At 65.8% G+C, this 25,635-nt stretch carries 21 protein-coding genes; 17 read left to right on the forward strand and 4 right to left on the reverse strand.

Features of this window, described 5'->3' with window-relative positions; translation table 11 throughout:
* Window positions 1–34: 34 nt before the first annotated feature.
* Genes ACSQ23_RS21085 through ACSQ23_RS21110 form a run of 6 tightly spaced genes read left to right on the forward strand, consistent with a single transcriptional unit; the run spans window position 35 to window position 6,037 of the window.
* A complete protein-coding gene (locus ACSQ23_RS21085) occupies window positions 35–1,015 on the forward strand; it encodes an ABC transporter permease (protein ID WP_436091763.1) in 981 nt (326 codons plus the stop codon).
* 4 nt (window positions 1,016–1,019) lie between these two features.
* Window positions 1,020–1,862: an ABC transporter permease gene (locus ACSQ23_RS21090; RefSeq protein WP_436091764.1), complete on the forward strand. Its 843-nt coding sequence runs from the start codon at window positions 1,020–1,022 to the stop codon at window positions 1,860–1,862.
* An 18-nt stretch (window positions 1,863–1,880) separates the two neighbouring features.
* Window positions 1,881–2,828, forward strand: a complete 948-nt coding sequence (locus ACSQ23_RS21095) for a succinylglutamate desuccinylase/aspartoacylase family protein (RefSeq protein ID WP_436091765.1) — start codon at window positions 1,881–1,883, stop codon at window positions 2,826–2,828.
* Between the two features lie 12 nt (window positions 2,829–2,840).
* Window positions 2,841–3,833 carry an ABC transporter ATP-binding protein gene (locus tag ACSQ23_RS21100; protein WP_436091766.1) on the forward strand — a complete coding sequence of 331 codons (993 nt, stop codon included), beginning with the start codon at window positions 2,841–2,843 and terminating at the stop codon, window positions 3,831–3,833.
* Window positions 3,826–4,791 (forward strand): ABC transporter ATP-binding protein, encoded by a 966-nt coding sequence (locus tag ACSQ23_RS21105; protein ID WP_055887351.1) that lies wholly within the window; start codon window positions 3,826–3,828, stop codon window positions 4,789–4,791. Before ACSQ23_RS21100 ends, ACSQ23_RS21105 begins: the two co-directional genes overlap by 8 nt.
* Before the next feature lie 13 nt (window positions 4,792–4,804).
* Entirely contained in the window at window positions 4,805–6,037 is a 1,233-nt protein-coding gene (locus tag ACSQ23_RS21110) for an amidohydrolase family protein (RefSeq protein WP_436091767.1), read from the forward strand.
* A gap of 57 nt (window positions 6,038–6,094) precedes the next feature.
* On the opposite strand, the gene ACSQ23_RS21115 is transcribed toward ACSQ23_RS21110, so the two are convergent.
* Window positions 6,095–7,036 (reverse strand): LysR substrate-binding domain-containing protein, encoded by a 942-nt coding sequence (locus ACSQ23_RS21115; RefSeq protein WP_436091768.1) that lies wholly within the window; start codon window positions 7,034–7,036, stop codon window positions 6,095–6,097.
* Between the two features lie 113 nt (window positions 7,037–7,149).
* Between ACSQ23_RS21115 and ACSQ23_RS21120 the strand changes: the two genes are divergently transcribed.
* From ACSQ23_RS21120 to ACSQ23_RS21130, 3 genes are all read left to right on the forward strand, one after another.
* Complete coding sequence (locus tag ACSQ23_RS21120) at window positions 7,150–8,217, forward strand: nucleoside hydrolase (protein ID WP_436091769.1); 1,068 nt, start codon at window positions 7,150–7,152, stop codon at window positions 8,215–8,217.
* 603 nt (window positions 8,218–8,820) lie between these two features.
* Entirely contained in the window at window positions 8,821–9,216 is a 396-nt protein-coding gene (locus tag ACSQ23_RS21125) for a hypothetical protein (RefSeq protein WP_436091770.1), read from the forward strand.
* A gap of 517 nt (window positions 9,217–9,733) precedes the next feature.
* On the forward strand, window positions 9,734–10,201 hold the full coding sequence (locus ACSQ23_RS21130; protein WP_436091771.1) for a DUF983 domain-containing protein: 468 nt from the start codon (window positions 9,734–9,736) through the stop codon (window positions 10,199–10,201).
* A 439-nt stretch (window positions 10,202–10,640) separates the two neighbouring features.
* Here ACSQ23_RS21130 and ACSQ23_RS21135 read toward each other — a convergent pair whose 3' ends face one another.
* Window positions 10,641–11,630 carry a LacI family DNA-binding transcriptional regulator gene (locus ACSQ23_RS21135; RefSeq protein WP_436091772.1) on the reverse strand — a complete coding sequence of 330 codons (990 nt, stop codon included), beginning with the start codon at window positions 11,628–11,630 and terminating at the stop codon, window positions 10,641–10,643.
* A gap of 228 nt (window positions 11,631–11,858) precedes the next feature.
* On the opposite strand from ACSQ23_RS21135, the gene ACSQ23_RS21140 reads away from it, so the two are divergent.
* From ACSQ23_RS21140 to ACSQ23_RS21175, 8 genes are all read left to right on the forward strand, one after another.
* A complete protein-coding gene (locus ACSQ23_RS21140; protein ID WP_436091773.1) occupies window positions 11,859–13,796 on the forward strand; it encodes an ABC transporter substrate-binding protein in 1,938 nt (645 codons plus the stop codon).
* Window positions 13,797–13,879: 83 nt separating this feature from the next.
* Window positions 13,880–15,988 (forward strand): family 10 glycosylhydrolase, encoded by a 2,109-nt coding sequence (locus ACSQ23_RS21145; RefSeq protein WP_436091774.1) that lies wholly within the window; start codon window positions 13,880–13,882, stop codon window positions 15,986–15,988.
* Window positions 15,989–15,997: 9 nt separating this feature from the next.
* Window positions 15,998–16,984, forward strand: coding sequence for an ABC transporter permease (locus ACSQ23_RS21150; protein WP_055887373.1), 987 nt, complete (start codon window positions 15,998–16,000; stop codon window positions 16,982–16,984).
* 47 nt (window positions 16,985–17,031) lie between these two features.
* Window positions 17,032–18,159 carry an ABC transporter permease gene (locus tag ACSQ23_RS21155; protein ID WP_436091797.1) on the forward strand — a complete coding sequence of 376 codons (1,128 nt, stop codon included), beginning with the start codon at window positions 17,032–17,034 and terminating at the stop codon, window positions 18,157–18,159.
* Between the two features lie 10 nt (window positions 18,160–18,169).
* Entirely contained in the window at window positions 18,170–19,888 is a 1,719-nt protein-coding gene (locus tag ACSQ23_RS21160; protein WP_436091775.1) for an ABC transporter ATP-binding protein, read from the forward strand.
* Complete coding sequence (otnI, locus tag ACSQ23_RS21165) at window positions 19,885–20,667, forward strand: 2-oxo-tetronate isomerase (protein ID WP_436091776.1); 783 nt, start codon at window positions 19,885–19,887, stop codon at window positions 20,665–20,667. Before ACSQ23_RS21160 ends, otnI begins: the two co-directional genes overlap by 4 nt.
* Entirely contained in the window at window positions 20,667–21,542 is an 876-nt protein-coding gene (locus ACSQ23_RS21170) for a 2-hydroxy-3-oxopropionate reductase (protein WP_436091777.1), read from the forward strand. Before otnI ends, ACSQ23_RS21170 begins: the two co-directional genes overlap by 1 nt.
* Before the next feature lie 78 nt (window positions 21,543–21,620).
* A complete protein-coding gene (locus ACSQ23_RS21175) occupies window positions 21,621–23,723 on the forward strand; it encodes a beta-galactosidase (protein ID WP_436091778.1) in 2,103 nt (700 codons plus the stop codon).
* Between the two features lie 105 nt (window positions 23,724–23,828).
* Here the strand turns inward: ACSQ23_RS21175 and ACSQ23_RS21180 are convergent, their stop codons facing one another.
* Together ACSQ23_RS21180 and ACSQ23_RS21185 are read right to left on the reverse strand one after the other, a co-directional pair.
* Window positions 23,829–24,521 (reverse strand): L,D-transpeptidase, encoded by a 693-nt coding sequence (locus ACSQ23_RS21180; RefSeq protein ID WP_436091779.1) that lies wholly within the window; start codon window positions 24,519–24,521, stop codon window positions 23,829–23,831.
* 391 nt (window positions 24,522–24,912) lie between these two features.
* On the reverse strand, window positions 24,913–25,599 hold the full coding sequence (locus ACSQ23_RS21185) for a Type 1 glutamine amidotransferase-like domain-containing protein (RefSeq protein ID WP_436091780.1): 687 nt from the start codon (window positions 25,597–25,599) through the stop codon (window positions 24,913–24,915).
* Window positions 25,600–25,635 lie beyond the last annotated feature (36 nt).

Raw genomic sequence — 25,635 nt, forward strand, 5'->3', positions numbered from 1 at the left:
TGCACGCGACCACCCACACTCTCCGGGGGCCGCGATGCTAGCCTATGTCGTTCGCCGGCTGCTCCTGCTGATCCCGATGGCGGTCGGCATGATCGTCGTTACCTTCGGCTTGCTGCTGCTGGTGCCGGGCGATCCCGCCGCGGTGCTGCTCGGCCCCGAGGCGTCGCCTGAAATGATCGCCAACCTGAGGCGTACGCTGGGGCTCGATGACCCCTGGTATATCAGGCTCGGCGCCTATTTCTGGCAGCTGCTGCATGGCGATCTCGGCCGCTCGATCTTCCAGAGCGCGCCGGTCAGCGAGATCATCGGCGGGCGCATCGGGGCGACCATCGAACTCGCCGTGGTGGCGCTGCTGCTGGCGACCGTGATCGGCGTGACGCTGGGCGTCCTCGCCGCGGTGCGGCAGGGCTCACTGATCGACACTGCGACGATGCTGCTGGCGCAGCTCGGCGTCTCCATGCCGGTCTACTGGCTGGGGCTCTTGCTGATGCTGGCCTTTGCCGTGCAGCTCAACTGGCTGCCGGCGATCGGCCGTGGCGCGCCGATGCCCGAGGCGATCCTCGCGGCGTTGAGCGGCCGGCCGCAGGTGCTGTGGGATTCCATCCTCCACATTCTCCTCCCCGCTCTGGCGCTCGCCGCCAATTCAGCGGCGATCATCTCGCGGCTGGTGCGCACCTCGATGCTGGAAGTGCTGCGCGAGGATTTCGTTCGTACCGCCTATGCCAAGGGGTTGCGCCGGCCGCGCGTCGTGGTGCGCCATGCGCTGCGCAACGCGCTGCTGCCGGTCTTGAGCGTCATTGGCCTCCGCTTCGGGGCGCTGCTCGGCGGCGCCGTGCTGGTCGAGATGATCTTTGCCTGGCCCGGCCTTGGCCAATTGACCTTTTCGGCAGTGTCGCAGCGCGACCTGCCGCTGATCCAGGGGATCGTTTTGACCTTCGCGCTGATCTTCGCGCTGGTGAACCTCGTCGTCGACCTGCTCTACGCACTGGTCGACCCACGCGTGCGGTTGGGTTAGCGCCATGCGGATTCCCAAGCCCCTGCGTAACCCCTCGCTGGTGATCGGTGGCCTGATCATCCTCGCTCTCGTGTTCCTGGCGCTGTTCGCCCCACTGCTGGCGACGCACGGCGTCGACCAGCCCGACATGCGCAACCGCTTCTCGCTGCCCTCGGCCGCACATTGGCTGGGCACCGACAACCTGGGGCGTGACCTGTGGAGCCGGCTGATCTTCGGGGCGCGCATCTCGCTCTCCATCGGCATCATCTCGGTTACCGTCGCGGCGCTGATCGGCACCAGCGTCGGCCTGGCCGCCGGCTATTTCGGCGGCTGGGTCGATATGCTCTTGATGCGGATCACCGACGTATTCCTCGGCTTTCCCGCCGTGGTGCTGACCCTCGCCATCGTCGCGGTGCTGGGGCCGGGGATCGTCAACATTTCGGCCGCCATCATCGCCGTCACCTGGACCGAATATGCCCGGGTGGTGCGCGCCACCACACTGGTGCTGCGCGAGCAGAACTATGTGCAGGCCGCCAAGGCGCTCGGCGCCAGTTGGCCGCGTATCCTGTTCATGGAAATCCTCCCCAATACGCTGGGGCCTATTATCGTCCTCGCCTCGCTCGGGCTCGGCACCGCGGTGATCATTGAATCGGCGCTGAGCTTTCTCGGCTTCGGCCTGCCGCCGCCGACCCCGACCTGGGGCTGGACCCTTTCCTACGGCACCCGCTTCATCCGCGACGAGCCGTGGCTCTCCATCATTGCCGGGGCCACCATCATGGTGACGGTACTCGGCTTCAACCTGCTGGGAGACGGGCTGAGGGACATCCTCGATCCGCGCCAGCTCACGCGCCTGGGCGCCAACAAGTAGGACTAAGGACGACAAACGATGGTCAAGCAGATCAACAAGCTGAGGCCCAAGTTCACCACCCACGCCGATGGCAGCGATGCCGTGCTGTTCATCCACGAACTGGTCGGCGAACAGGATGGTCCCACCGTCGGCATTTCCGCCTCCATCCACGGCAACGAGAATGCCGGCTCACAGGCCATTCTCGAGCTCTATCGCACGCTCAAGGACATGCCGCTCAAGGGCCGCATCCTGCTGCTGCCGGTCGCCAACCCCAAGGCCTTCGCGGTGAACCACCGCTTCACTCCGCTCGACGAGCTGAACCTCAACCGCGAGTTCCCCGGCGACGATCGCGGCAACTACACCCAGCAGCTCGCTTTCGCCTTGGCGCGCGACTATTTCGACAAGCTCGACGCCAATATCGACCTCCACTCGGGGACCGATCGCCCGACCGTCGACTATGTCTATATCTGGAGCGACGAAGGGCTTTCGCGCGCCTTCGGCTCGAAGATCCTCTACCGCCCGACCACCGGCAAGACCGGCACGGTCTATACCGGCACCACCAAGACGGTGACCATCGACCGCCGGCCCGAGATGAAGGTGACCACCATCGAGCTCGGCGGCGGCATCGTCGACCAGGGCCCCTATGTGAAGCGCACCGTCGACGGCATGCTGAACCAGCTGCGCTATCTCGGCGTCATCGCCGGCGACGTCGTCGCACCACCCAAGCAAGTGGTGGTGACCGAGCTGGTCGGCATCCGGCCCAAGCATGGCGGCTGGCTCGAGCCGCTCAGCCCCGCCAATGGCGAGATCATCAGGGGTGGCCAGCTGCTCGGCCGGGTCGTCAGCCCGTATGATTTCGAGACCATCGAGGAGATCCCCACCCCGTTCGAGAACGGCATCATGGTGATGCAGCATTTGAGCCGCAACCTGGTCGAAGCCGGCGATTACGGCTTCATGGTCGGCAATCTCGACGGCGCGGAGCAGTAACGGGTGGCGCAGTTGGCGACGAGCACGGTCGGCGCGGCGATTGCCGTAAAAGACCTGGAGATCCGGATCCGCGGCGACCGCGGCTCCTATCCTGTCGTCGCCGACATGGCGCTGACCGTCCAGCGCGGCGAGACGCTGTGCATCGTCGGGGAATCCGGCTGCGGCAAGTCGATGACGGCCTTGTCGCTGCTGCGCCTGCTGCCCGAGGCGGCGAGCGCCAGCAAGGGCTCGATCGAGATCAATGGCGAGGATTTCCTCGCCATGTCGCAGCACCGGGTGGAGGACCTGCGCGGCGTCGAGATCGCCATGATCTTCCAGGAGCCGCTGACGGCGCTGAACCCGGTGCTGACCATCGGCGAGCAGATCGCCGAGTCGGTGCGCCGGCATAAAAAGCTCGGCCACAAGGCAGCAATGGCGCGGGCCATCGAGACGCTGCAACTGGTGCAGATGCCTGACCCCGCGCGCCGTAGCAGGCAGTTCCCGCATGAGCTGTCCGGCGGGCAGCGCCAGCGCGCGATGATCGCCCTGGCGCTGGCCTGCGACCCGAAAATCCTCGTTGCCGATGAGCCGACCACGGCGCTCGATGTCACCGTGCAGGCGCAGATCCTCGGCCTCATTTCCGACCTGCAGAAGCGGCTCGGCACCGCCCTGGTGCTGATCACCCACGATCTCGGGGTGGTGGCGGAAGTCGCCGACCGGGTGGTGGTGATGTATGCCGGCCGCCGCGTCGAGGAAGCCAGCGTCTACGACCTGTTCGAGCACCCGATCCACCCCTATACGCTGGGGCTGATGGGGGCGATCCCGCGTCCCGTCGCCGGGCGGCCGGCCACCGATCGGCTGGTCGACATCGCCGGCACCGTGCCGCCGCCCTGGGACCTGCCCAAGGGCTGCGCCTTTGCGCCGCGCTGTCCACGCGCCTCGGCGCGCTGCCTCGAGGAGCGACCGCCGCTCGAGGAAAAGCGGCCCGGTCATTTCGCCGCCTGCTGGGAGCATGTCGATGGCTGAAGCCCTTCTTGCCGTCGACGATCTCCAGGTGCATTTTCCGGTGCGATCCGGGGTGTTCCAGCGCCAGTCCGCCACCGTCAAGGCCGTGGATGGGGTGAGCTTTTCGATCGCGCGCGGCGAAACGCTGAGCCTTGTCGGCGAATCCGGCTGCGGCAAGTCGACCACCGGCCTGGCGCTACTCGGGCTGGTGAAGCCAACCGGTGGCCGAGTGCGGTTCGATGGCACCGAGATCGGCAGCTTCCGCCGCCGCGACCTCAAGGATTACCGGCGGCGAGTGCAGATCGTCTTCCAGGATCCGTTCTCCTCGCTCAACCCGCGCCGTCGGGTGCGCGACGCCATTCGGGTGGCGCTCGATATCCACGGGGTCGGCACCAGGGCCGAACGCGATGCCGAGGTGGCGCAGCTGATGGCGCGCGTCGGGTTGCGGCCCGACCAGGCCGACAATTTCCCGCACCAGTTCTCCGGCGGCCAGCGCCAGCGCATCGGCATCGCCCGGGCCCTGGCGCTGAAGCCCGATATCATCGTCTGCGACGAGCCGGTCTCGGCGCTCGACGTGTCAGTGCAGGCGCAGATCCTCAACCTCTTGGCCGACCTGCAGCGCGACCTCGGCATTGCTTACCTGTTCATCTCGCATGACCTCGGGGTGGTCGAGCACATCTCGCACCGGGTGGCGGTGATGTACCTCGGCAAGATCGTTGAGATCGCTCCCAAGGCACTGCTGTTCGCCTCGCCTACGCACCCCTACACCGAGATGCTGACCCGCGCGGCCCCGACGCTCGACCCGCGCCATCGCCACAGCTTCAGCGCCTCGAGCGACGATGTGCCGAGCGCCATCAACAAGCCGAGCGGCTGCCCATTCCACACCCGCTGCCCGCTGGCCACCGAGATTTGCCGCACCAGCGAGCCGGCTTTGACCACACGACCCGACGGGCGCCTTGCCGCCTGCCACCATAGATAGAGAGTTCCCCCCGATGCCCCAGACGACGCTTTTCACCAATGGCCGCGTGCTCGATGCTGCAGCGGGCGTGCTGCGCGATGGGCTGGCCGTGCTGGTGCGCGATGGCCGCATCGCCGAAGTCGGCGCCGGCATCGCCGGCCCGGCTGACGCGCGCGTCATCGACCTTGGCGGCCGGACCCTGATGCCCGGGCTGATCGACTGCCACGTGCATGTGGTCGCCGAAACGCTCGACCTGTGGGGCAACATGATCGCCCCCTCCTCGCTTGCCGGCCTCCGCTCGGCACGCGTCATGGAAGAAATGCTGCAGCGCGGTTTCACCACCATCCGCGATCTCGGCGGCGCCGATCACGGCCTGGTCCGAGGCATCGAGGAAGGGCTGATCGACGGGCCGCGCATCATCATCTGCGGCAAGGGTCTCACCACCACCGGCGGCCACGCCGATCTGCGCAAGCGCACCGACGACCGCCCCGGCATGATGTCGGACCGGCTGGGCTCGATGGGCTATATCGCCGATGGCGTCGACGCCGTCCGCACCGCCTGCCGCACCATGATCAAGGAGGGCGCCAACTTCATCAAGGTGATGGCCAATGGCGGCGTCTCCTCGCCGAACGACCCGATCCACTCGATCCAGTATTCGCGCGAGGAAATCCTCGCCATGGTCGAGGAGGCCGAGAATGCCGGACTCTACGTCTCAGCCCATGTCTATACCGACGCCGCCATCCGCCGCTGCGTCGAGCTCGGCGTCCACTCGCTCGAGCACTGCAACCTGATCAGCGCCGAGACGGCCAAGCTCGCCGCCGAGATGGGCTGCATCGCCGTCCCCACCCTCGTCGCCTATGACGCGCTATGGCTCGAAGGCAAGGCGCTCGGCCTCGGTCCGGCCGAGTTCGAAAAGATCGAGGTGGTGCGCTCGGGCGGCCTCAACTCCCTCGCCATCATGCGCGACGCCGGCCTCCCCATGGCCTTCGGCTCGGATCTACTGGGCGGCCTGCGCAAGTACCACTGCATGGAGTTCGAACTCCTCGCCAAGGTGCTGACCCCAGCCGAAATCATCCGCTCCGCCACCACGGTTGGGGCCGAGCTCTGCCGCATGACCGGCGAGATCGGGACGATTGCCGCCGGCGCCCATGCCGACCTGATCGTCGTCGACGGCGACCCGCTGGCGGATATCGCGCTGCTGCAAGGGGATGGCGCGCATATGCCGCTGATCATGCGGGGTGGCGAGGTGTTCAAGGATCGGGTGTGAGGGGGGTATGTGACGGCTTTGCGCCAACAGCAGTCATTCAAAGCGCGATCAGGGAAACTACGCTTGCAGCCTCGCCACGTCGGTGCGTCGATAGGGGAAATAGAAGAACCCTTCGAAGTGCGACCGGATGAACCGCACCAATGCCTTGAGGTGCGGATTGCCGAAACGGTGGCTGGGATAGAGGATGCTGATCGGCGTGCGGTCAGTTTCCCAGTCTGGAAGCAGCGAAACCAACGCCCCTGCCGCAACTTCGCCCGCGACGAAGAACTCCGGAAAACAGCCGATGCCGTAGCCCTGCACCACCGCCACCTTGGCGATCCACTGGTCGTTGGTAGAGATCGAGCCGTCCGGCAAGAGTTCGACCCGCCGATTGCCATCTGACAGCGACCACCTTGGCGGCGTTGCCCCAAGTCGCCGGTCGATGAGCTGGTGGTCCTTGAGGTCGGTCACCAGAGTCGGCGTGCCGTTACGCTCGAGGTAACCCGGCGCGGCGTAGAGGCGGCTGACCGAGTGGCCCAAGCGCACGGCAATCATATCCTTGGCGTCTTCGGGCGGCGGCACATCGGCAAACAGGATGCAGTCGAGGCCGGCGTCACGTTGGAACAGATCGACGGCGTCGTAGATCAGCAGATCGAGCTGGATGCCGGGATACTGTTCCATGAAGGCGAGGCTCAGCGGACCCATCAGGTTGGTGCCAAGGCCATCCACGGTGCCTACCCGCAGCCGTACGGACTGCGCGGCGGCCTGGCGCGCCACGGCATCTTCGGCGCGCGCCAGGGCCCGTACGAGGTCCTCAGCAAAGGGCAGGAACGTCGAACCCGCGTGGGTCAGCGTCAACCTATTGCCACTGCGATCAAACAGCTGGGTGCCCAGTTGCCCCTCAAGGCGCCGCACCTGATGGCTGAGTGTGGCCTTGGGAATGCCGGTGCGCCGCGCCGCTTCCGAAAGCGAGCCCGCACTGTGAATGCGGAAGAACGCGTGAATATCATCGATCTGCATGGCGTCCAAAATCTCGAACGGGAGTCTAGCTTTTCACGGAGATGCGCCCTCGGCAACACGGGCTAACTTGGTCGTCATTCGATTTCTGTCCAGAAAACTGAACGAGGCCTACGATGCGAAACACCCTTCTCCATGCGTTGATGAGGGTCGCCGCCGCCGCGATGCTGGCGACCCCTGCCACGGCTGCTCCTTTCATCATCGACAACGACTTTTCCGGACCCGGTGGGTCCGACCTGCAGACGGTGCTGTTCTTCCTGCACAACCCCGACCACACGCTGCTCGGTCTCACGGTGGTCACCGGAGATGACTGGATGAACACCGAAGCGGCGCATCTGCTGCGATTTCTCGAAGTCGCGGGCCGGCCAGATGTCCCGGTCCACGAAGGAGCGGTACTGCCGCTGATCAACACCCCGCAGCGCCTCTCGGGCTGGGAGGCGAGCTACGGTAAGTTGGGCTGGAAGGGCGCGTGGAACAAGCCCGAGACGGATGGCACGGCCGCCGGCTTCGATCCGACCGCAGTACCGAAGCTGGCCGAAGGAGCGCCGACCATCAAGGCGGCCGCAGCCTCGGCCGCAGCGTTCCTGATCGAGCAGGCGCACAAGTTCCCCGGGGAGATCACTATCATCGCGGCAGGGCCGCTCACCAATCTGGCGCTGGCGACGCGGCTTGATCCCGAGTTTCCCAAGCTGATCAAGAAGGTCGTCATCACTAGCGATCCTGGCGCCAATTTTAGCAGCGAGAGCGGCGAGATCGCCGGGTTCGGCGGCGAGTTCAACGTCATGTTCGATCCTGAGGCAGCCCGCATCGTTCTCACGGCGCCGTTTGCCTCGATCGTTTCGGTCGGGCCGGTGACTGAAGCTCTGACCGTTGACGACGCGCTGATCGCCGACATCGCCGCCAAAGGCACGCCGCTGGCTGCCTACCTCGCGCAGTATGCGTGGAAGGACTTACCACTGTGGGACGAGATCGCCACCGCCGTGGCGATTGATCCCAGCCTCGTTCAGGCCAGCGAAGACGTTCTGGTCAATGTCGATTTGGCTCCGGGTGCGACGTTGGGCACCCTCGTCGCCTATGCCGCCGGCAAGGGCCCCGGCCTCGGCGAACGACCCATAACGATCGCCACCAAACTCGACACCACGCGCTTCCGTCAAATGCTGCTCGACGCCATTCCAGCGAAATAGCCGACGGGTAGCGGAGAGATTTAACAATGCCGGCGACCACCGCCGCAGGTAACTCTCGCTCGGCCATGAGATCTGTTTAGCATTCACGAAGAAGCTGGCGCTTCCTTTGTCCGCTTTGGGTCAGAAACCGGCCCTTGAGGTAAGATCGACGATGGCGGGGGCGAGGCGGTGGGCGGCATCGCGAGGAAGTCGCCATGGAGACTGCCGATCAGGTTCGCCCTTGTCGGCCCGGGGCGCTGTCTTCTTCTGCTGGGCTATTGTTTAGGCTTTGGAACAGCTGCACTCCAAACCTGTCGCATACGCCCGCTGTCGTCCGGCGCCCAGACTTGGGACTGACGGCCGGCGTCGCCGAAAACCTGTCCGAACCGAACGGCATTCGATGTGGCGTGATCGACATTTTCGAACGGGCCGTACGACTTACCCTCACAGTCTACCCACCATTCACCACGGGCCCGAACGACCAAAAACCAACAAGTCTTCATCAGTCGCAATCTTTTTGCCGATCGAGGGAAACGCTGCCAAACACCGGAGCGCTTGGTCGCTAAGGGGCTTCATCACGACCACTGTGAGCAACCACCCGCCAATGGCCGGTGGGTACGGCGAATGTCGCGCCGGCAACAAGCACCGCAGGACCAATCAGAATTCGTCGAACGTCCCGAATCAGCGCAGCTCCTCGGCAATCTGCTCGACGAGGCGCTCAAGTGCGCGCGCTGCATCCTCCACAGCACCCCGGACGGGCTCGCCGGCTACAGCTTCCCGGAAGCGAGCCTGAGCTTCTTGCACCTCAGCCAGAAGGTCGTGCAGTCCGACGCCCCAGGTAGCGACATCCTCGGCCGTGGCTTTCGCTGCCAACCTGCCGTGACGATAGAAGGCAAGCTGCGCCTGCCATTTCATGATGTCTTTGGTGAAGGGGCGGGCTATTGCCCGCAGGCGCTTCCGCTCGACGATATCAGGGGGAGTCGCTCGACTGGCTATTTCGGACATGGGGCCTTTGGATAGAAGGGGGGCCGGCGCAGGAGGCCAAAGCCAAATGGGGAGCACGCTATGGGGCTCGATCCTCAGACCGTCACTTCACTTTGTTAATGAGATCGCCGCGCTAAGCGGTTCTCCACGTTGCAGCGGACCACCGCTCATTCCATGCTGGCGACCTGCGACGCCACACCCGTGGGGAGAAGCTGGCCAGCGGTGACGCCGAGCCAGCCCGCCAGCACCAGTATGGCAACGAACACAAAGTATGCCTTCAGCCACCAGCCAAGACGGGCTGCCAGCGACTTCGTCGCGCGAGATGCATGCACTTTTTCCTGTCAATCTGGAGCTGACCCTGACGCAAAGGGTATCAGATGAACCGGACGCTCTGTCCCCGTGGAGAATCCATCGGTGGGGCGGCGCCGTCGCACAGTGTGTGGCTGATTAGGCTGCTCTGAAGACAGAGGGCGCGCTGGGGGCATCGAAGTCAAACGTTAACGAAGTGAGGAGACTACTCATTTGTCCCGCTTGCTGTATTTGGCGTTCGTCGATGACGGCCCATGAGGTCTATAAGAGCGGCGGCGAACGAGATGCCTACATTCAACGAAACGCGGATCGGCACCGCGTCGTGAACTCGGAGGACAGGATGCAGGACGAAACAGGCAAGCGTGAGCTCTGGCCGGCCATCGCCAACGGCGTTCGTTGCCGGTGTCCGCGCTGCGGAATCGGTCGGCTCTACCGGGCTTATCTCAAGATTGCCGACGTTTGCCCGCACTGCGGTCTCGAACTCGGAAACGCTCGAGCCGATGATCTCCCCGCCTATATCGCGATAACGATTGTCGGCCACATTCTGGTCGTCGGGCTTTTCGAGTTTCAGGCTGGGGCGGCGGGCATCCCACCCTGGGTATACCTTCTTGGCATGTGCTTTGCCGCGATCGCCCTACCGCTAGTCCTTTTGCCCTCGATAAAGGGCGCAGTCGTTGGCCTGCAATTCGCCAACCGTATGCATGGCTTTTGAGCGTCACCAGCGCCAAGTCTGCATTGAGCCGGTGGTACCCTTGACGATCCGCAGCAAAGGCTCTGACGCTGCGTATGCTGAACGTGGGCTGGAGCCGATCCAGTTCGGTCCAGTCGACCTTGCCCCAGCCGGCCTCGCGTAGGCAGGCGAACAGGCCCGATTGAAACGTCATCAGCCCGCCCCCCTTGAGCAGTAGAGTGCCGTCGCCTCCGGGACGCGGAACTCCAGTGTCTCCAGCACCTCCTTGCTCGGCGTCGCGAGCATTCCGGTGCTCACGCGGCAGCGCCAGGCGGGGCGCCTCAGCAGCAGTGCCTATGCCTTCAGCACAATCACCTTCGTATTGACCGGCGTCTTGTCGTCAGCGGCAGACGGCCTGCCGCGGCCTCCGGGGAAGGCAGGCCGGCGCGGCCCCTGGCTGGCCAGCCCTGCCGCGCCCCCGCTACGTTGCCACCCGTCTCGCCCGGCCGCATGACGCGCGGTTGACGATGCGGCTGGCGATCAGCAGGCGGACCGGGATGTCGCGGGCCATGCGCTCGTTGATGCGGTCGTCGAGCAGCCGCACGCAGCCGGCGCCGATCTGCTGGCCGTGCCCCTTCACCGTGGTCAGTTGCGGCGAGATCTGGGTGGCGGCCGAGTAATCGCCGAAACCGATCACCGAGATATCTTCCGGGATGCGGTAGCCCAGGCGGAGCAGTTCCGAGATCACCGTCACCGCCAGCCCGTCATGGGCGCAGAAGAACGCGGTGGGGCGGAAGCCTTCAGCCTCGATGGCTCTGAGGTGCTCGGTGAAGCGCACCTCCTTTTCGAAGGTCATCTGCCGGAAGCTGACCTGCGGCAGCTGCTCCAGCACCTCGCGAACGCCGTAATAGCGCTCCATGCGGCCGCGATAGCCGGGCGTGCCCTGGACGAACGCGATGGCGGTGTGGCCCAGTTCCACCAGATAGCGCGCCACGGCCGAGCCGGCCTCATGGTCGCTGCCGCCCACGAAGTCGGCCTGCTCCAGGGGGTCGAGCCAGCCGGTGCGCACGATCGGGACGTCGAGCGCATAGACGCGGTCATAGGTATGGCGCTCGTGCGGCCCCACCATGATGGCGCCGCTGCAGGTGCGCACGAACGCCTCGACCTCCTCGGCAAGATGGGTCCAGCGCATCCGCACCTGGTAGCCCCGCCGCTGCGCCTCGGCCTGCACCCCGCTCTGGATCAGCACGTGCAGTTCGCTGTTGATCAGGTCGGTATCGTGGAAGATGAGGCCGAGCGTCCGCAGTTCCTTCGGCGCCGGCTGGCGGGCGTAGCCCAACTCGGCGGCGAGTTCCTGCACCCGCCGGCGGGTGTCCGCGCTGACCCCGCTCTTGCCCGACAGGGCGCGCGAGACGGCGAACTTGGAGAGACCCAGGCGGGCAGCGAGGCTTCCGAGCGTGACGCGTTCCAACGATTTTTCCCCGATTTTCACAGCGGTTCGGTTCGAACCTAACGCAACCTAACAGCATGTAAGAGAATTCTGAATCTCTCGCCGATCTTCAGTATGTCAGCCAAGCTGACTTAGAAAAACGTCGTAACGGCCACACATAACGCTTTACCTAACAAATCAGAGTTGCAAGCCTTTCGCAAGCTAACGGCTGCCAGGGAAGTGGCCGCAGCTTTGGGAGGAGATCTAGACATGAACGGTTTCAGCCGCAGGGCTTTTCTTGCCGGCAGCACGGCTTTCGCAGGCGCCGCACTGATCGCGCCGCAGGTGTTTGCAGAGACCCCGGAATCTGCATTTCTCAAGGCGCAGGTCGACGCTGGCACGCTGCCGCCGGTGGCCGACCGCCTGCCGGCCAATCCGCTGGTGATCACGCCGTGGGAGCAGGTCGGCCAGCAGGGCGGACAGTGGGACCACGCGCTGGTTGGCGGTGGCTCGGCCTCGATGCTGGTGCGCTACCAGGGCTATGATCCGCTGATCCGTTTCACCGCGGATTGGTCGGGCATCGAAGCCAACGTGGCCGAGAGCTATGCGGTCAACGAGGACGCGACCGTCTACACCATCACGCTGCGCAAGGGCCATAAGTGGTCGGACGGCCAGCCGTTCACCACCGCCGATGTGCAGTTCTGGTACGACGCCTATTTCACCGATGCCGAAACCAACCAGGCCGGCAACGTCTGGTGGTCGGCGGGTGGCAAGCCGGCGACCATCGAGGTGGTGGACGAGCAGACCTTCAAGGTGGTGTTCACCGCCCCCAACGGGTTCTTCCTGCAGCAGATGGCCTGGGCCGACCAGGACCAGCTGGTGCGCTGCCCCAAGCACTACCTCGAGCAGTTCCACATTCGCTACAACCCGGATGCCGACAAGCTCGCCAAGGCCGCCGGACTCGAGAGCTGGATCGCCCTGTTCCAGCAGGAGATCGGCTATCTCGACACCAATGTCTACTTCCAGAACACCAAGCGTCCCGCGCTGACGGCGTGGACCTTCACCGGGGAGGGCGGCAGCCCGCTCGGCCAGGACACGCAGACCACGATCGCGGTGCGCAACCCCTATTACCATAAGGTCGATACGGCCGGCACGCAGCTGCCCTACTTCGACAGCATCGTCTACCAGATGGTCGCCGATCCCGAAGTCCTGTTGCTCAAGACGCTGCAGGGCGAGATCGACATGATGGATCAGTACATCGCCACCCCGACCAACAAGCCGGTGCTGTTCGACGGCCAGGACGCCGGGGGCTATGGCTTCTACACGCTGAAGGAGACGGCCGCCAACGTGATGGCGTTCCAGCTCAATCTCAACCATGTCAATCCGACGCGGCGCGAGCTGTTCAACACCCTCGAGTTCCGCCAGGCCCTCTCGATCGCCGTTGACCGGCAGGCGCTGATCGATGCGGTATTCGTCGGCCAGGGCGCACCGGCGCAGGCTTCGATGCGCGCCGACGATCCGCTCTACAACGAGCAGTTGGCCAAGCAGTTCACCGAGTTCGATGCAGCCAAGGCCAACCAGATGCTGGATGGGCTGCTGCCGAACAAGGATGGCGAGGGCTACCGTCTCGACGCCGACGGGCAACGCGTCTCCATCATCTTCGAGCTCGACCAGACTCGCACCACCTTCCTCGACATGTTCGAGCTGGCGATCCCGATGTTCCAGGCAGTGGGGATCGATGCGCAGATGCGCACCATGGACCGCTCGCTCTGGGAGCAGCGCGTCCGCCGTGGCCGCGAATACGATGCGACGGCGCACCAGTTCGGCGCCAATTCCGGCATCGCCGCGATGCTCGACCCGCGCTTCTACGTGCCGATCAACAACAACTGTTTCTACGCCCAGGGCTGGGCGCTCTACTTCACCCAGCCGGACAATGCCGATGCGATCGAGCCGCCGGCCGAGGTTAAGGCGCAGCAGGAGCTTTACCGCCAGCTGGTCGCCACAGCCGAGCCGGCCAAACAGCAGGAACTGATGGCGCAGGTGCTGCAGAACGCGGCCAACCTGTTCTTCACCTTCGGTGTCAGCCTGCCGGCTGACGGCTACGGCGTCGTCAAGAACGGCATGGTCAACGTGCTGAAAGAAATGCCGAACTCGTTCGGATGGCCGACCCCCGGCCCAGCCCGCCCGGAGCAGTTCTTCAAAGCCTGACCACCGGGCATTTGACTGTTCCTCCCCGCCGGCCCGCTCCCCTAGCGGGCCGGCCCCCGACCGTCGTCTCCGAAAGGCCCGTCATGCTCGACGCCAAGGCGCATACCCACCGCAACCTGAGGACGCCCGACTGGTACAAGTCGGCAACGCGCTGGACGCAGCTGACGCTGGCCGAGGACGATCCGGTCAAGTTCGACCCGGCCTTCTGGATCGAGGTGTTCAAGCGGACCCGCTCGAACGCCACCTGCCTCAGCGCCGGCGGCTATATCGCCTACTACCCGAGCAAGGTGCCGCTGCACTATGTCAGCAAGTTCATCGGCGACAGCGACCCGTTCGGGACGCTGGTCGAGGGCGCCCGGCGGCTGGGCATGCATGTGATGGCGCGCGTCGACCCGCATGCCATCCACCAGGATGCCGCCGACGCGCATCCGGAGTGGATCGCCGTCGACCAGGACGGCAACCGGCGCCGTCACTGGGCCTTCCCCGAGGTGTGGGTGACCTGCGCCTATTCGGACTACAATTTCGGCTTCATGCCCAAGGTGCTCGAGGAGCTGACGCGCGACTACGACATCGACGCCATCTTTGCCAATCGCTGGCAGGGGCACGGCGTGTGCTACTGCGAAAGCTGCAAGACGAATTTCGGCGCCGCCTCGGGCTACGAGCTGCCGCGCCATGCCAATCCCGAGGACCCGGTGTGGATGGCATGGGCGGCGTGGCGCCGCACCCTGCTCACCCGGCTGGTCGTCGAGTGGGACGCGGCGATGAAAAAGATCAAGCCGCACACCAGCTTCATCCCGAACATGGGCTCGGTGTCGTTGATGGAGTTCGACCTCGAGGTCATCCAGCGCTATTGCCCGTTCCTGTGCGTCGACGACCAGGGCCGGCGCGGCACCGAGCCGATCTGGATGGCCGGCCGCAACGGCAAGCGCATGCGCGCCACCTTCCCGGATCGCCCGGCCATCCTCATCACCTCGATCGGCCCCGAAGAGGCCTATCGGTGGAAGGACTCGGTGACGACCGGGCCCGAGATGCAGGCCTGGATCGACAACGGCACCACCCAGGGGCTGCTCCCCTGGTTCACCAAGTTCAACGGCGTCGTCCCCGACAATCGCTGGGTCGAGCCGGTGGCCGACAGTTTCGGGCTCCACGCCGAGCTCGAGCCGGTGCTGGCCGCCATGAAGCCGGTCGCCGAGGTGGCGATCCTCGATCCGGCGACGACGTTGCGCCATCACGGCCAGGAGACCCGGGCCAGTGCCGAGGCCGATGACCTGGGGTTCTACCACGCGCTGGTCGAGGCCCGCATTCCGTTCGAAATGGTCTCCGACCAGGCGATGACATCAGGGCTGCTCGACCGCTTCAAGGTGCTGGTGCTGGCCAATTCGACCTGCCTCTCGGACGAGCAGATCAGAACGCTCGAAGCCTATGTGGCGCGCGGCGGCAGCATCGTCGCGGCGCACGAGACCTCGACCCGTACGGCACTCAACCAGCCGCGCCACGCCATCGGGCTCGGGCCACTGCTCGGCGTCAGCCTCACCGCGCCGGCGCGCGGCCCGGTCAAGAACACCTATGTGGCCCTCAATGGCCTCCATCCGATTTCGGAGGGATTCGACGGCGCCAACCGCATCATCGGCGGCACTCAGCTGCTGGCGGTCGATACCGTGGCCGATGCCGAGGTGCCGTTCCTCTATGTCCCCGATTTCCCGGACCTGCCGATGGAAGAGGTCTATCCGCGCCAGGAGCCGCGCGGCGCCGCCGTGGTGGCGCGCCGGCACCAGGGCGGCGGCCGCACCGTCTACTTCCCATGGAATGTCGGCGGCATCTTCAAAGAGGTGCTGGCGGCCGACCATGCCCGGCTGATCGGCAATGCCGTGCGCTGGGCGCTTGGCAAGCCGCTCGACGTCGAGGTCCATGGGCGCGAGGTGCTCGACCTCGCGGTTCGCGAAGACACCGACAGCACCGCGGTGGTGCTGCACAACCTCAACAACCCGATGATGATGAAGGGGCCGATCCGCAGCGTCTTCCCGGCCGGTCCGCAGGTGGTGAGCCTCGCCATCCCCGAGGGGCGACGGTTTGCCGGCGCGAAGCTGCTGGTTTCCGGCCGCGAGGCGCACGCCAGAGTCGCCGACGGCCGGGTCGAGATCGACGTGCCGTGGCTCGAGACGCTCGAAGCCGTGCACGTGACCTGGGGCTGAGCCCCCGCGATGCTGCGCTATATCCTCAAGCGGCTGATCTACATGATCCCGACCCTCGTCGGGATGTCGATCATCGCCTTCCTGATCATCCAGCTGCCGCCGGGGGACTATCTCACCTCGATGCTGGCCTCGATGTCCGACAGCGGCGTCAACGTCGACCAGGCGCAGATCGCGCGCTATCGCGAGATCTACGGCTTCGACGATCCGTTTGTCGTCCAGTACTGGAAATGGATCAGCGGCATCGTGCTGCGCGGCGACTTCGGCTACTCGTTCGAATGGAACCGGCCGGTCTGGGGGTTGATCGCCGAGCGGCTGGCGCCGACGCTGTCGGTCTCGCTGCTGGCGCTGCTGTTCGTGTGGGCCGTGTCGCTGCCCATCGGGATCTACTCGGCAATGCGGCGGCACTCGGTGGGTGACTACGCCTTTACCTTGTTCGGCTTCATCGGCCTCGCCATTCCGAACTTCATCATGGCGCTGACGCTGATGTACCTCGCCTACCGCTACATGGGGCAGACGGTGGGCGGGCTGTTCTCGCGCGAATATGTCAACGCACCGTGGAGCTGGGACAAGTTCGTCGACCTGTTGGCGCACCTGTGGATCCCCATCATCGTCATCGGCACCAACGGCACCGCGGCGCTGATCCGCATCCTCAGGGCCAACCTCACCGACGAGCTCAACAAGCCCTACGTCATCACTGCCAAGGCCAAGGGCCTGCCCGAGTACAAGGTGGTGCTGAAATACCCGGTGCGGATTGCGCTCAACCCGTTCGTCTCGGCAATCGGCTGGGTGCTGCCCGAGCTCATCTCCGGCGTCACCATCACGGCGATCGTGCTCAACCTGCCGATGATGGGACCGCTGCTGCTGCGCGCCCTGACCGTGCAGGACATGTACCTCGCCGGCTCGATCATCCTGCTGCTCGGCGTCCTGACGCTGATCGGCATGCTGATCTCGGACATCCTGCTTGCCATTCTCGACCCACGGATCCGCTTCAATTGACCCACATACATCTCGAAAGCGATGGTGCGGCGGAAACCGGTCCGGCCATCACCCCGATCCGGCGGAGCGGCGGCAAGACCGAAATCGCGGTCGCCGGCCCATGGACGCTGATCTGGCTGAAATTCGTGCGCCACAAAGTGGCGGTGGTCGCGGGGGTGCTTATCCTCGTGATGTACCTGATCGCCGCCTTCGCCGAGTTCCTCGCCCCGGCGCTGCCCGAGGCGGCCAAGCCGCAGTTCACCTATGCACCGCCACAGGACATCGCGCTGTTCGTCACCGAGGCGGATGGCAGCCTCAGCTGGATGCCGCACGTCAAGGGCTACAAGCAGACCGTCGACCCGGCTTCGCTGAAGCGGACCTTCACCATCGATGCGGACAAGATCGTGCCGATCGGCTTCTTCGTCGAAGGCCCAGGCTACAAGCTGTGGGGTCTCATCCCCATGGACGTGCACCTGATGGGGCCGCTCAAATCCGGCGATACCATGTACCTCCTGGGCACCGATAAGCTCGGCCGCGACCTGCTTACCCGGCTGATCTACGGAACGCGCGTCTCGATGTCGATCGGCCTGATCGGCGTCGCCATCAGCCTCTGCCTCGGCGTGGTCCTCGGCTCGATCTCGGGGTTTTACGGTGGCTGGGTCGACCTCGGTATCCAGCGCGTCATCGAGGTGATCTCCTCGATGCCGACTATTCCCTTATGGCTCGGTCTCGCGGCGGCGGTGCCGCTCACCTGGTCGCCGCTGCAGGTGTATTTCGTCATCACGCTGATCGTCTCGCTGTTCGGCTGGACCGGGTTGGCCCGCGAGGTACGTGGCCGCTTCTTCGCGCTCAGAAGCGACGACTTCGTCACCGCGGCGCGGCTCGACGGCTCGAGCGAACGGCGGCTGATCTTCCGGCACATCCTGCCCTCGCTCACCAGCCACATCCTCGCAGTGGTGACGCTGGCGCTGCCCACCATGATCGTCGCCGAGACGGCGTTGAGCTTTCTCGGCATTGGGCTCAAGGCGCCGGTGGTGAGCTGGGGCGTGTTGCTGCAGGAGGCGCAGAACGTGCGCACCATCGCCACCGCACCGTGGCTGCTGATCTGGCCAGCCGGCGCCGTGGTGCTGACGGTGCTTTCCTACAACTTCCTCGGCGATGGCCTGCGCGATGCGGCCGACCCGTACGAAAACTGACGAGGGCGCCATGGCAGACGACGATGTCATCCTCTCGGTCGAGAACCTCAGCATCGACTTCAACCTCAGGACCCACGTGCTGCACGCGGTGCGTGAGGTGAGCTTCGAGCTCCGTCGCGGCAAGACGCTCTGCCTCGTGGGTGAAAGCGGCTCGGGTAAATCGGTCACCGCCCGCGCATTGCTGCGCATCATTGACAAGAACGGTACCATCACCGAGGGCCGCATCCTGCTGCGCGGCGCCGGGCACGAGACCGACATCGTGCCGCTCAACGAGCGCAGCGCCGAGCTGCTCTCGATCCGCGGCGGCCGCATCGGGCTGATCTTCCAGGAGCCGATGAGCTCGCTGTCGCCGGTGCACACCATCGGCAGTCAGATCGTCGAGGCCCTGCGCCTGCACCAGGCAATGAACAAGGCCGAGGCCCGGGCCGCGACCATCGAGCTGTTGCGGCAGGTCGAAATTCCCGACCCCGACAAGATGATCGACCGCTACACCTTCGAGTTCTCGGGCGGCATGCGGCAGCGCGCCATGATCGCCATGGCGCTGGCCTGCGATCCGGACATCCTGATCGCCGACGAGCCGACCACGGCGCTCGATGTCACCACCCAGGCCGAAATCCTCGACCTGATCAAGCGGCTACAGTTGAGCCGCGGCATGGCGATGCTGCTGATCACCCACGACATGGGCGTGGTCGCCGAGGTGGCCGACGAGGTGGCGGTGATGCGCTACGGCCGGATTGTCGAGGCGGGCAGTGTCGACGAGATCTTCCACGAGGCCCGCCACGCCTATACCCGGCAGCTGCTTGCCTCGACGGTACGGCTCGAGCAGAACCCGCGCGCGCTGACCCACCCGGCCACGGCGTCCGACCCCTCGAACAAGCCGGTCCTCTCGGTGCGCGAGCTGAGCAAATTCTATGGCGGCGGTGGCGGCCTGTTCGGCGGCGCCAGTTACGCCATCCGAGCCGTCGACAATGTCAGCCTCGACCTCTCCGCAGGCGAAAATCTTGGCATCGTCGGCGAGAGCGGCTCGGGCAAGACGACGCTCGGCCGCCTGATCCTCAGAACCGTCGAGCCCACCTCCGGCGCCATTACCTACAACGACCGCGAGGGTCGCGCCGTCGACGTCACCGGGCTCAGCAAGCGCGACCTGCGCGGCTTCCATCGCGACGTGCGGCTGGTGTTCCAGGATCCGTTCGCCTCGCTCAACCCGCGCCTCACCGTCAAGGACGTGATCGGCGACCCGCTGTTCGTCGCCGGGTTGGCGCGGGGCGCGGCGCTGCAACGGCGGGTGGGCGAACTGATGGAACTGGTCGGGCTCGACCCGCAGTCGATGGAACGCTATCCGCACGCCTTTTCGGGCGGCCAGCGCCAGCGCATCGGCATCGCCCGGGCGCTGGCGCTCGAGCCGCGCGTCATCATTGCCGACGAGGCGACCGCGGCGCTCGACGTCTCGATCCGCAGCCAGATCCTCGACCTCTTGCTCGACATCCAGAAGCGGCTGAGCCTCAGCTTCATCTTCATCAGCCACGACATCTCGGTGGTCCGCTATTTCTGCGATCGGGTGGCGGTGATGCACCGCGGCAAGGTGGTGGAAATGGGCAGCGCCGAGCAAGTCTGCACCGCCCCCCATGAGGCCTATACCAGGGCCCTGATCTCGGCCGTGCCCCACCCCGATCCGCGCCACAAGCGGATGCTGCACCGTACGCGATTTACAGCCGAGGCCACACCGTGAAGTTCTCCGCCAACCTGTCCTTCCTCTATCCCGAGCTCGGCTTTCTCGAGCGCTTCGCCGCCGCGGCGCGCGATGGCTTTCCGGCGGTCGAGTATCTCGGCCCTTATGCCGAGCCCAAGCAACGGGTTGCCGAGGCGCTGGCCGCCAATGGCCTGGTGCAGGCGCTGTTCAACGTACCCTCGGGCGATTGGGCCGGCGGCGAGCGCGGCATCGCGGCACTGCCCGGCCGCAGCGACGAGTTCCGCACCGGCATCGCCACCGCGCTGGACTACGCAACGACGCTCGGCTGCGAAAAGCTCAATGTCATCGCCGGCCTCGTCGCCCCGGGCGCCGACCTCGAGGCGATGGAAGCGACGCTGGTCGACAACCTAAGATATGCCGCACCGCGTTGCGCCGAGGCCGGCATCAAGCTCCTGATCGAGCCGATCAACCTGCGCGACATCCCCCGCTTCTTCCTCTCGACCACAGCGCACGCCGAGCGGATCCTGGAGCGGGTGGGACACGACAACCTCTACATCCAGTACGACCTCTACCACATGCAGGTGATGCAGGGAGACCTGCTGCCGACCTACCAGCGGCTACGTGAGCGCATCGCCCATATCCAGCTCGCCGATACTCCCGGCCGCAACGAACCCGGCACCGGCGAGATCAACTACGGTTTCGTGCTGCCGGCGATCGAGCGGCTCGGCTACGACGGATTTTTCGGCTGCGAGTACAAGCCCAGGGCCGACACCAGCGCGGGCCTGGGCTGGATGCAGCCCTATTTGAGGAGCGCGTAATGAAGATCGGTTTCATCGGGCTCGGCGTCATGGGGCGGCCGATGGCCGGCCACCTCATCGCCACCGGCCACGAGCTGTTGCTGCACCGGGTCAAGCCCGCTTCGCAGCAGCTGGTGGACCAGGGTGGCAAGGCGCTGGCATCGGCTCGGGAAGTGGCCGAGGCCGCCGAGGTGGTGATCCTGATGCTGCCCGATACTCCCGATGTCGAGCTGGTGCTGTTCGGCAAGGATGGCGTCGCCGACGGGCTGGGCCGCGGCAAGCTGGTGATCGACATGAGCTCGATCTCGCCGGTCGCGACCAAGGATTTCGCCGCGCGGATCGAGGCGCTGGGCAGCGACTATCTCGACGCCCCGGTGTCGGGTGGCGAAGTCGGGGCGCGCAATCGCGCGCTCACCATCATGGTCGGCGGCAAGCCCGAGGTGTTCGAGCGCGCCCGGCCGCTGTTCGAGGCGATGGGCAAGAATATCACGCTGGTCGGCGAGGCCGGCGACGGACAGACCGCCAAGGTCGCCAACCAGATCATCGTCGGGCTGACCATCGAGGCGGTGGCCGAGGCGCTGAGCTTTGCGAGGAAAGCCGGGGCCGATCCCGCAAAGGTGCGCGAAGCTCTGATGGGCGGCTTTGCCGCCTCCCGCATCCTCGAGGTGCATGGCGAGCGCATGATCAAGCGCACGTTCGAGCCAGGCTTCCGGATCCGGCTGCATCGCAAGGACCTGTCGCTCGCGCTCGATGCCGCGCGGGCGCTTGACCTCAGCCTCCCCAACACGGCCGCGACGCTGCAGCTGATGAACGCCGCCATCGCACTTGGCGACGGCGACCGCGACCATTCCGGCCTGATCCGCACTCTCGAGGTCCTGGCGGGCGACACGCCCTGATCGGTCAGTAGCGCCCCTGCCCACCCCCGCGGCGGCTCACTCCGCCGTTCCAGCCGCTTTGTCTCCAAGGAGCCCCAGATGCCCACCGACAAGATCCCGCAAGTGCCCTTCGGCGCTGTCTACTTCCGCAAATCCAACCCGCCGCGCGAGGATTGGTCGCGCGACTATCGGGTGGCGCGCGAGGACGGCCTCAACGTCTTCCGGCACTGGTTCATGTGGGCTGCGATCGAGCGCAAGCCGGGCGTCTACGATTGGGACGACTACGATCGCCAGATGGACCTCGCGGCCGAGAACGGCATCAAGACGGTGATCGCCGAGCTCACCCACTCGGTGCCCGACTGGGCCTATCGCAAGTGGCACGATGCCCGACAGATCCGCATGGACGGACGGCCGCTCGCCAACCACATGGGTGTGTCGTCCTCAAGCGGCGGCTTCGCCCATAACGGCGCCGGCGCGCTGACCTTGAACTGCCCCGAGGTGAAGGCGGCGGTGGGCAATTTCCTCACTGCGCTCGCCAACCGCTACAAGGGCCACCCGGGGCTGCTCGGCTACGACGTCTGGAACGAGGTGAACTACTCGCCCGAGGTCGACTACTCGGAGTGGATGAAGGCCGACTACCGGCGCTGGCTGCAAGCCAAGTACGGCACACTCGAGGTGCTGGCCGAGGCCTGGTACCGCTACTCCTATGCCGAGTGGGACGACATCGAGCCGCCGGCCGAGGTCGCCGCCTTCGCCGAGGGTCTCGACTGGCTCGAGTTCAAGCGTGAGAACTACTATGGCCAGATGCAGTACAAGATCGACACCATTCGCGCTGTCGACCAGGACTGCCTGATCGCCGCGCATGGCGTGGGCGGCGCCATTCCCAACATGGCCGCGGGCGGCTCGGACGATTGGCTGGCGGCCAGCAAGGTCGAACTCTATGGGCTGACCTGGGTGCCGAGCCGGCGCGGCTTCAAGCCGTGGCAGAACTTCTTCGGCCCTGACATCACGCGCGCCGCAGCGCGCGGCAAGAAGTGGTGGCATGCCGAGCGGCCCGGCGGCCCGCTCTGGTTGCAGCCGCAGGTGCTCGGCCGCGACAAGGAGGATGGCCGCGTCATGGACCCCGAGGATGTCCGCACCCTCACCATGACCTCGTTCGCCGCCGGCGCCACGGGCGTACTCAACCTGCGCTACCGGCCGCTGCTCGACGGGCCGCTGTTCGGCGCTTTCGGCTCGTACGGCATGGACGGCTCGCGCACCCCGCGTTCCGACATGGCGAGCGCCATGGCCAAGTGGGCCAACGCGCCGGAGCAGCAGCCGCTGTTCGAGGCGCGGCCGGTGAAGGGCGAGGTGGCGCTGCTGGTGATCCCCGAGGCGCAGGCCTGGGACTACCTGCTCAACCACCACCACAAGCCGGAGCTCTATCGCGAGGCGATGTGGGGAGCCTATCGCGGCCTGCTCGACATCGGCATCCAGCCCGACTGGGTGCATATCGACGATATCGCTGAGGTCGACACCATCTATGCTCCCTACCCGATCATGCTGACTGCAGCGCACGCCCAGCGGCTGGCACAGTGGGTGGAGGCGGGCGGCACGCTGATCTCGGAGGCGACGCCGGGCTATTTCGGCGATCGCGGCAAGGTCGGCACAGTGCAACCGCATAACGGGCTCGACCAGGTGTTCGGGGCACGCGAGGTCGATGTCGAGTTCATGCCCGACATCGCCGACCGCATCCCCTTCTCGTTCGACGGCAGCGACGGCATCACCGGCGGCGGCTTCCTCCAGGCTTACGAGCCGACCACCGGCCGGCTGCTCGGCAGCTTCGCCGACGGCCGCAAGGCGGTGGTCGAGAACAGTTTTGGCAAGGGCCGTACGCTGCTGGTCGGCACGCACCCGGGGGCGGCCTACTTCAAGTCTGGCACGCCCGAGAACCTGAACTACTTCCGCTCGGTCTTCAGCTGGACCGGCAAGCACCGGCACGTCGACACCGGCAACCCGCAGGTCCATGCGCGGCTGCACCTGGGGCCCGACGGCGGCGCGCTGTGGCTGCTCAACCAGACCCGCTCGCCACAACCGGTCACCCTGACGCTGGGCGCCGCGCATGCCGACCTGAAACCCGTCGGCAGCTACTGGGGCGACGCCGGCGGCACTGCCACGGTGATCCCGCCGCGCGATGTCCTGGTGCTGAAGCTGGGCCGCTGAGGCCGGTGCGGTTACGGCCGGGCGACGGCTCCGGCGAATGACAAAACGACACGGGCCGGGCATTACGCCCGGCCCGTGTCGTATTCTCCTGGGCACCCTCCGGGCTCACGCCTTCAGCACGATCACCTTGGTATTGACTGGCGTCTTGTCATAGAGGTCGAGCATGTCCTGGGTGAGGAGGCCAATACAGCCGCTCGAAACGCCGGTGCCGATCGTTTCCGGTACACTGGTGCTGTAGAGCGTGTAGAGGGTGTAGACGCCGTTCTGGTAGAGATAGAGCGCCCGCGCGCCGAGCGGATTGTCGAGGCCCGGCTTCATGCCGCCGGCATATTTGGCTGCTTCCGGTTGGCGCTCGATCATTTCCTTGGGCGGCGTCCAGATCGGCCACTCGGCCTTGCGCCCGATATAGGCGTCACCGCTCCACAAAAAGCCGGCGCGCCCGACACTGACGCCATAGCGGGTAGCATTTCCATCGCCTTCGATGCGGTAGACATAGTGGTTGCGCGGGTCGACGATGATCGTTCCGGCCACTTCCTTGCTGTCGTAGCGCACGGTGCGGCGGAAGTATTTGGGGTTGATCTTGCTGACCTTGACCGCCGGGATCGGGAACCGCTCGTTGGGCCGCGGCCCGTAGACCCGCTCCGCTTCCGCGACGCTCATGCCGGCGGGGGAGCAAGCGGCAAGCGCCAGCGCGCCGAGGCTGGCGGTGGCCCCGAACAGAAACGCGCGACGACCGTAACGCCCTGCCCGATCGCCCCGCTCACCCTGGCGCGCAGAAATCCCATCGTCTTCGATCACGGTATGTACCCTCCCAACCCCGACCAACGATCACCCGGCTGCTGAACGCGCCGCAGATGAGACTGGTCTCACCCCGTTCAAATAGCAAACGCAGTCACGCGTGCCCCTTGTCGCCACGCGCACCAGCTGGGCGTCAGAAACCCAGCGGCGCCAGGCGCTCCATGTTGCTTGCCGAACCACGGCTCCCGGCCAGCAAGAGCGAACCAGAACTTTGTCGGCAATGCGGCGCGGGGAATGGCTAGTGGTGGAATCTCTGTGCGGTTACGAGTTACCGACGACCAAGCGAAACGGATCGCGCCGCCGCTTGTTACCTTGGAATTCCTGCATCGTCCTGAGCGCGCCCGATGACGGACCATCGGAAGCAACGGCGACCCGGCCGCCCTCCCCAATCCTACGGCATGAGCAGCCGCCACGTTCCCTCGGATACCACCTCGGCCACGCCGTCGACCACCTTGATGGCGGTGTCGTCGTCCATGGCATAGGTCGGGACCGGGATCCCCGAGGCCCAGTTTGCAATGTTGGCCAGCGTGGTGTCGGGCATCTCCGGGTTATCGAGGTGCGGATAGAGGGTGAAATCGACGAGGCCCAGCGCTCGCTCGGCCCCCTGCCACATGTCGGAGCCGTCGGGCACGAACTGCTGGTCGAACTCGGCGTCGCAATTGTAGGGGGTCACCGCAATACTGCCGGCGCTGACCCCGACATAGACCGTATCGGTGAGCGACGGCAGCATCGCCGCCAGGCCCGACTGGCGCAGCCAGTATGTGAGGTAGAGCACGTTGCCGCCCCAGACCAACAGGGCGTCGGCATCCTCGACCATCGGCATCCAGTTCTCGGGTCGGATGGTCGGCAGCGCGGTGAGCTCCAGTACGCCCAGCGACTTCCACCCCAGCCCGGCCAGCGGATTGGGGGGCTGGCCGCAGATTGCCCGCCAGGCACCGCCGGCGCCGCCCGGGAAGGGGTAGATGGCGGTCGGAATGATGAGGGCCGAGCTCTCGGCGATCGGCTTGCCGAGGAGCTCAACCAGGGCGGCCGAGATGCTCGGGTTGCTCACGCCCCCGGAGGTCAGAAGAAACTTCATCGGGAGCTCCCTCTCCAGCGCCCGGCGGCAACGCCT

Origin of the sequence: Devosia sp. LjRoot16, assembly GCF_964252795.1 — a bacterium.
GTDB lineage: Bacteria > Pseudomonadota > Alphaproteobacteria > Rhizobiales > Devosiaceae > Devosia_A.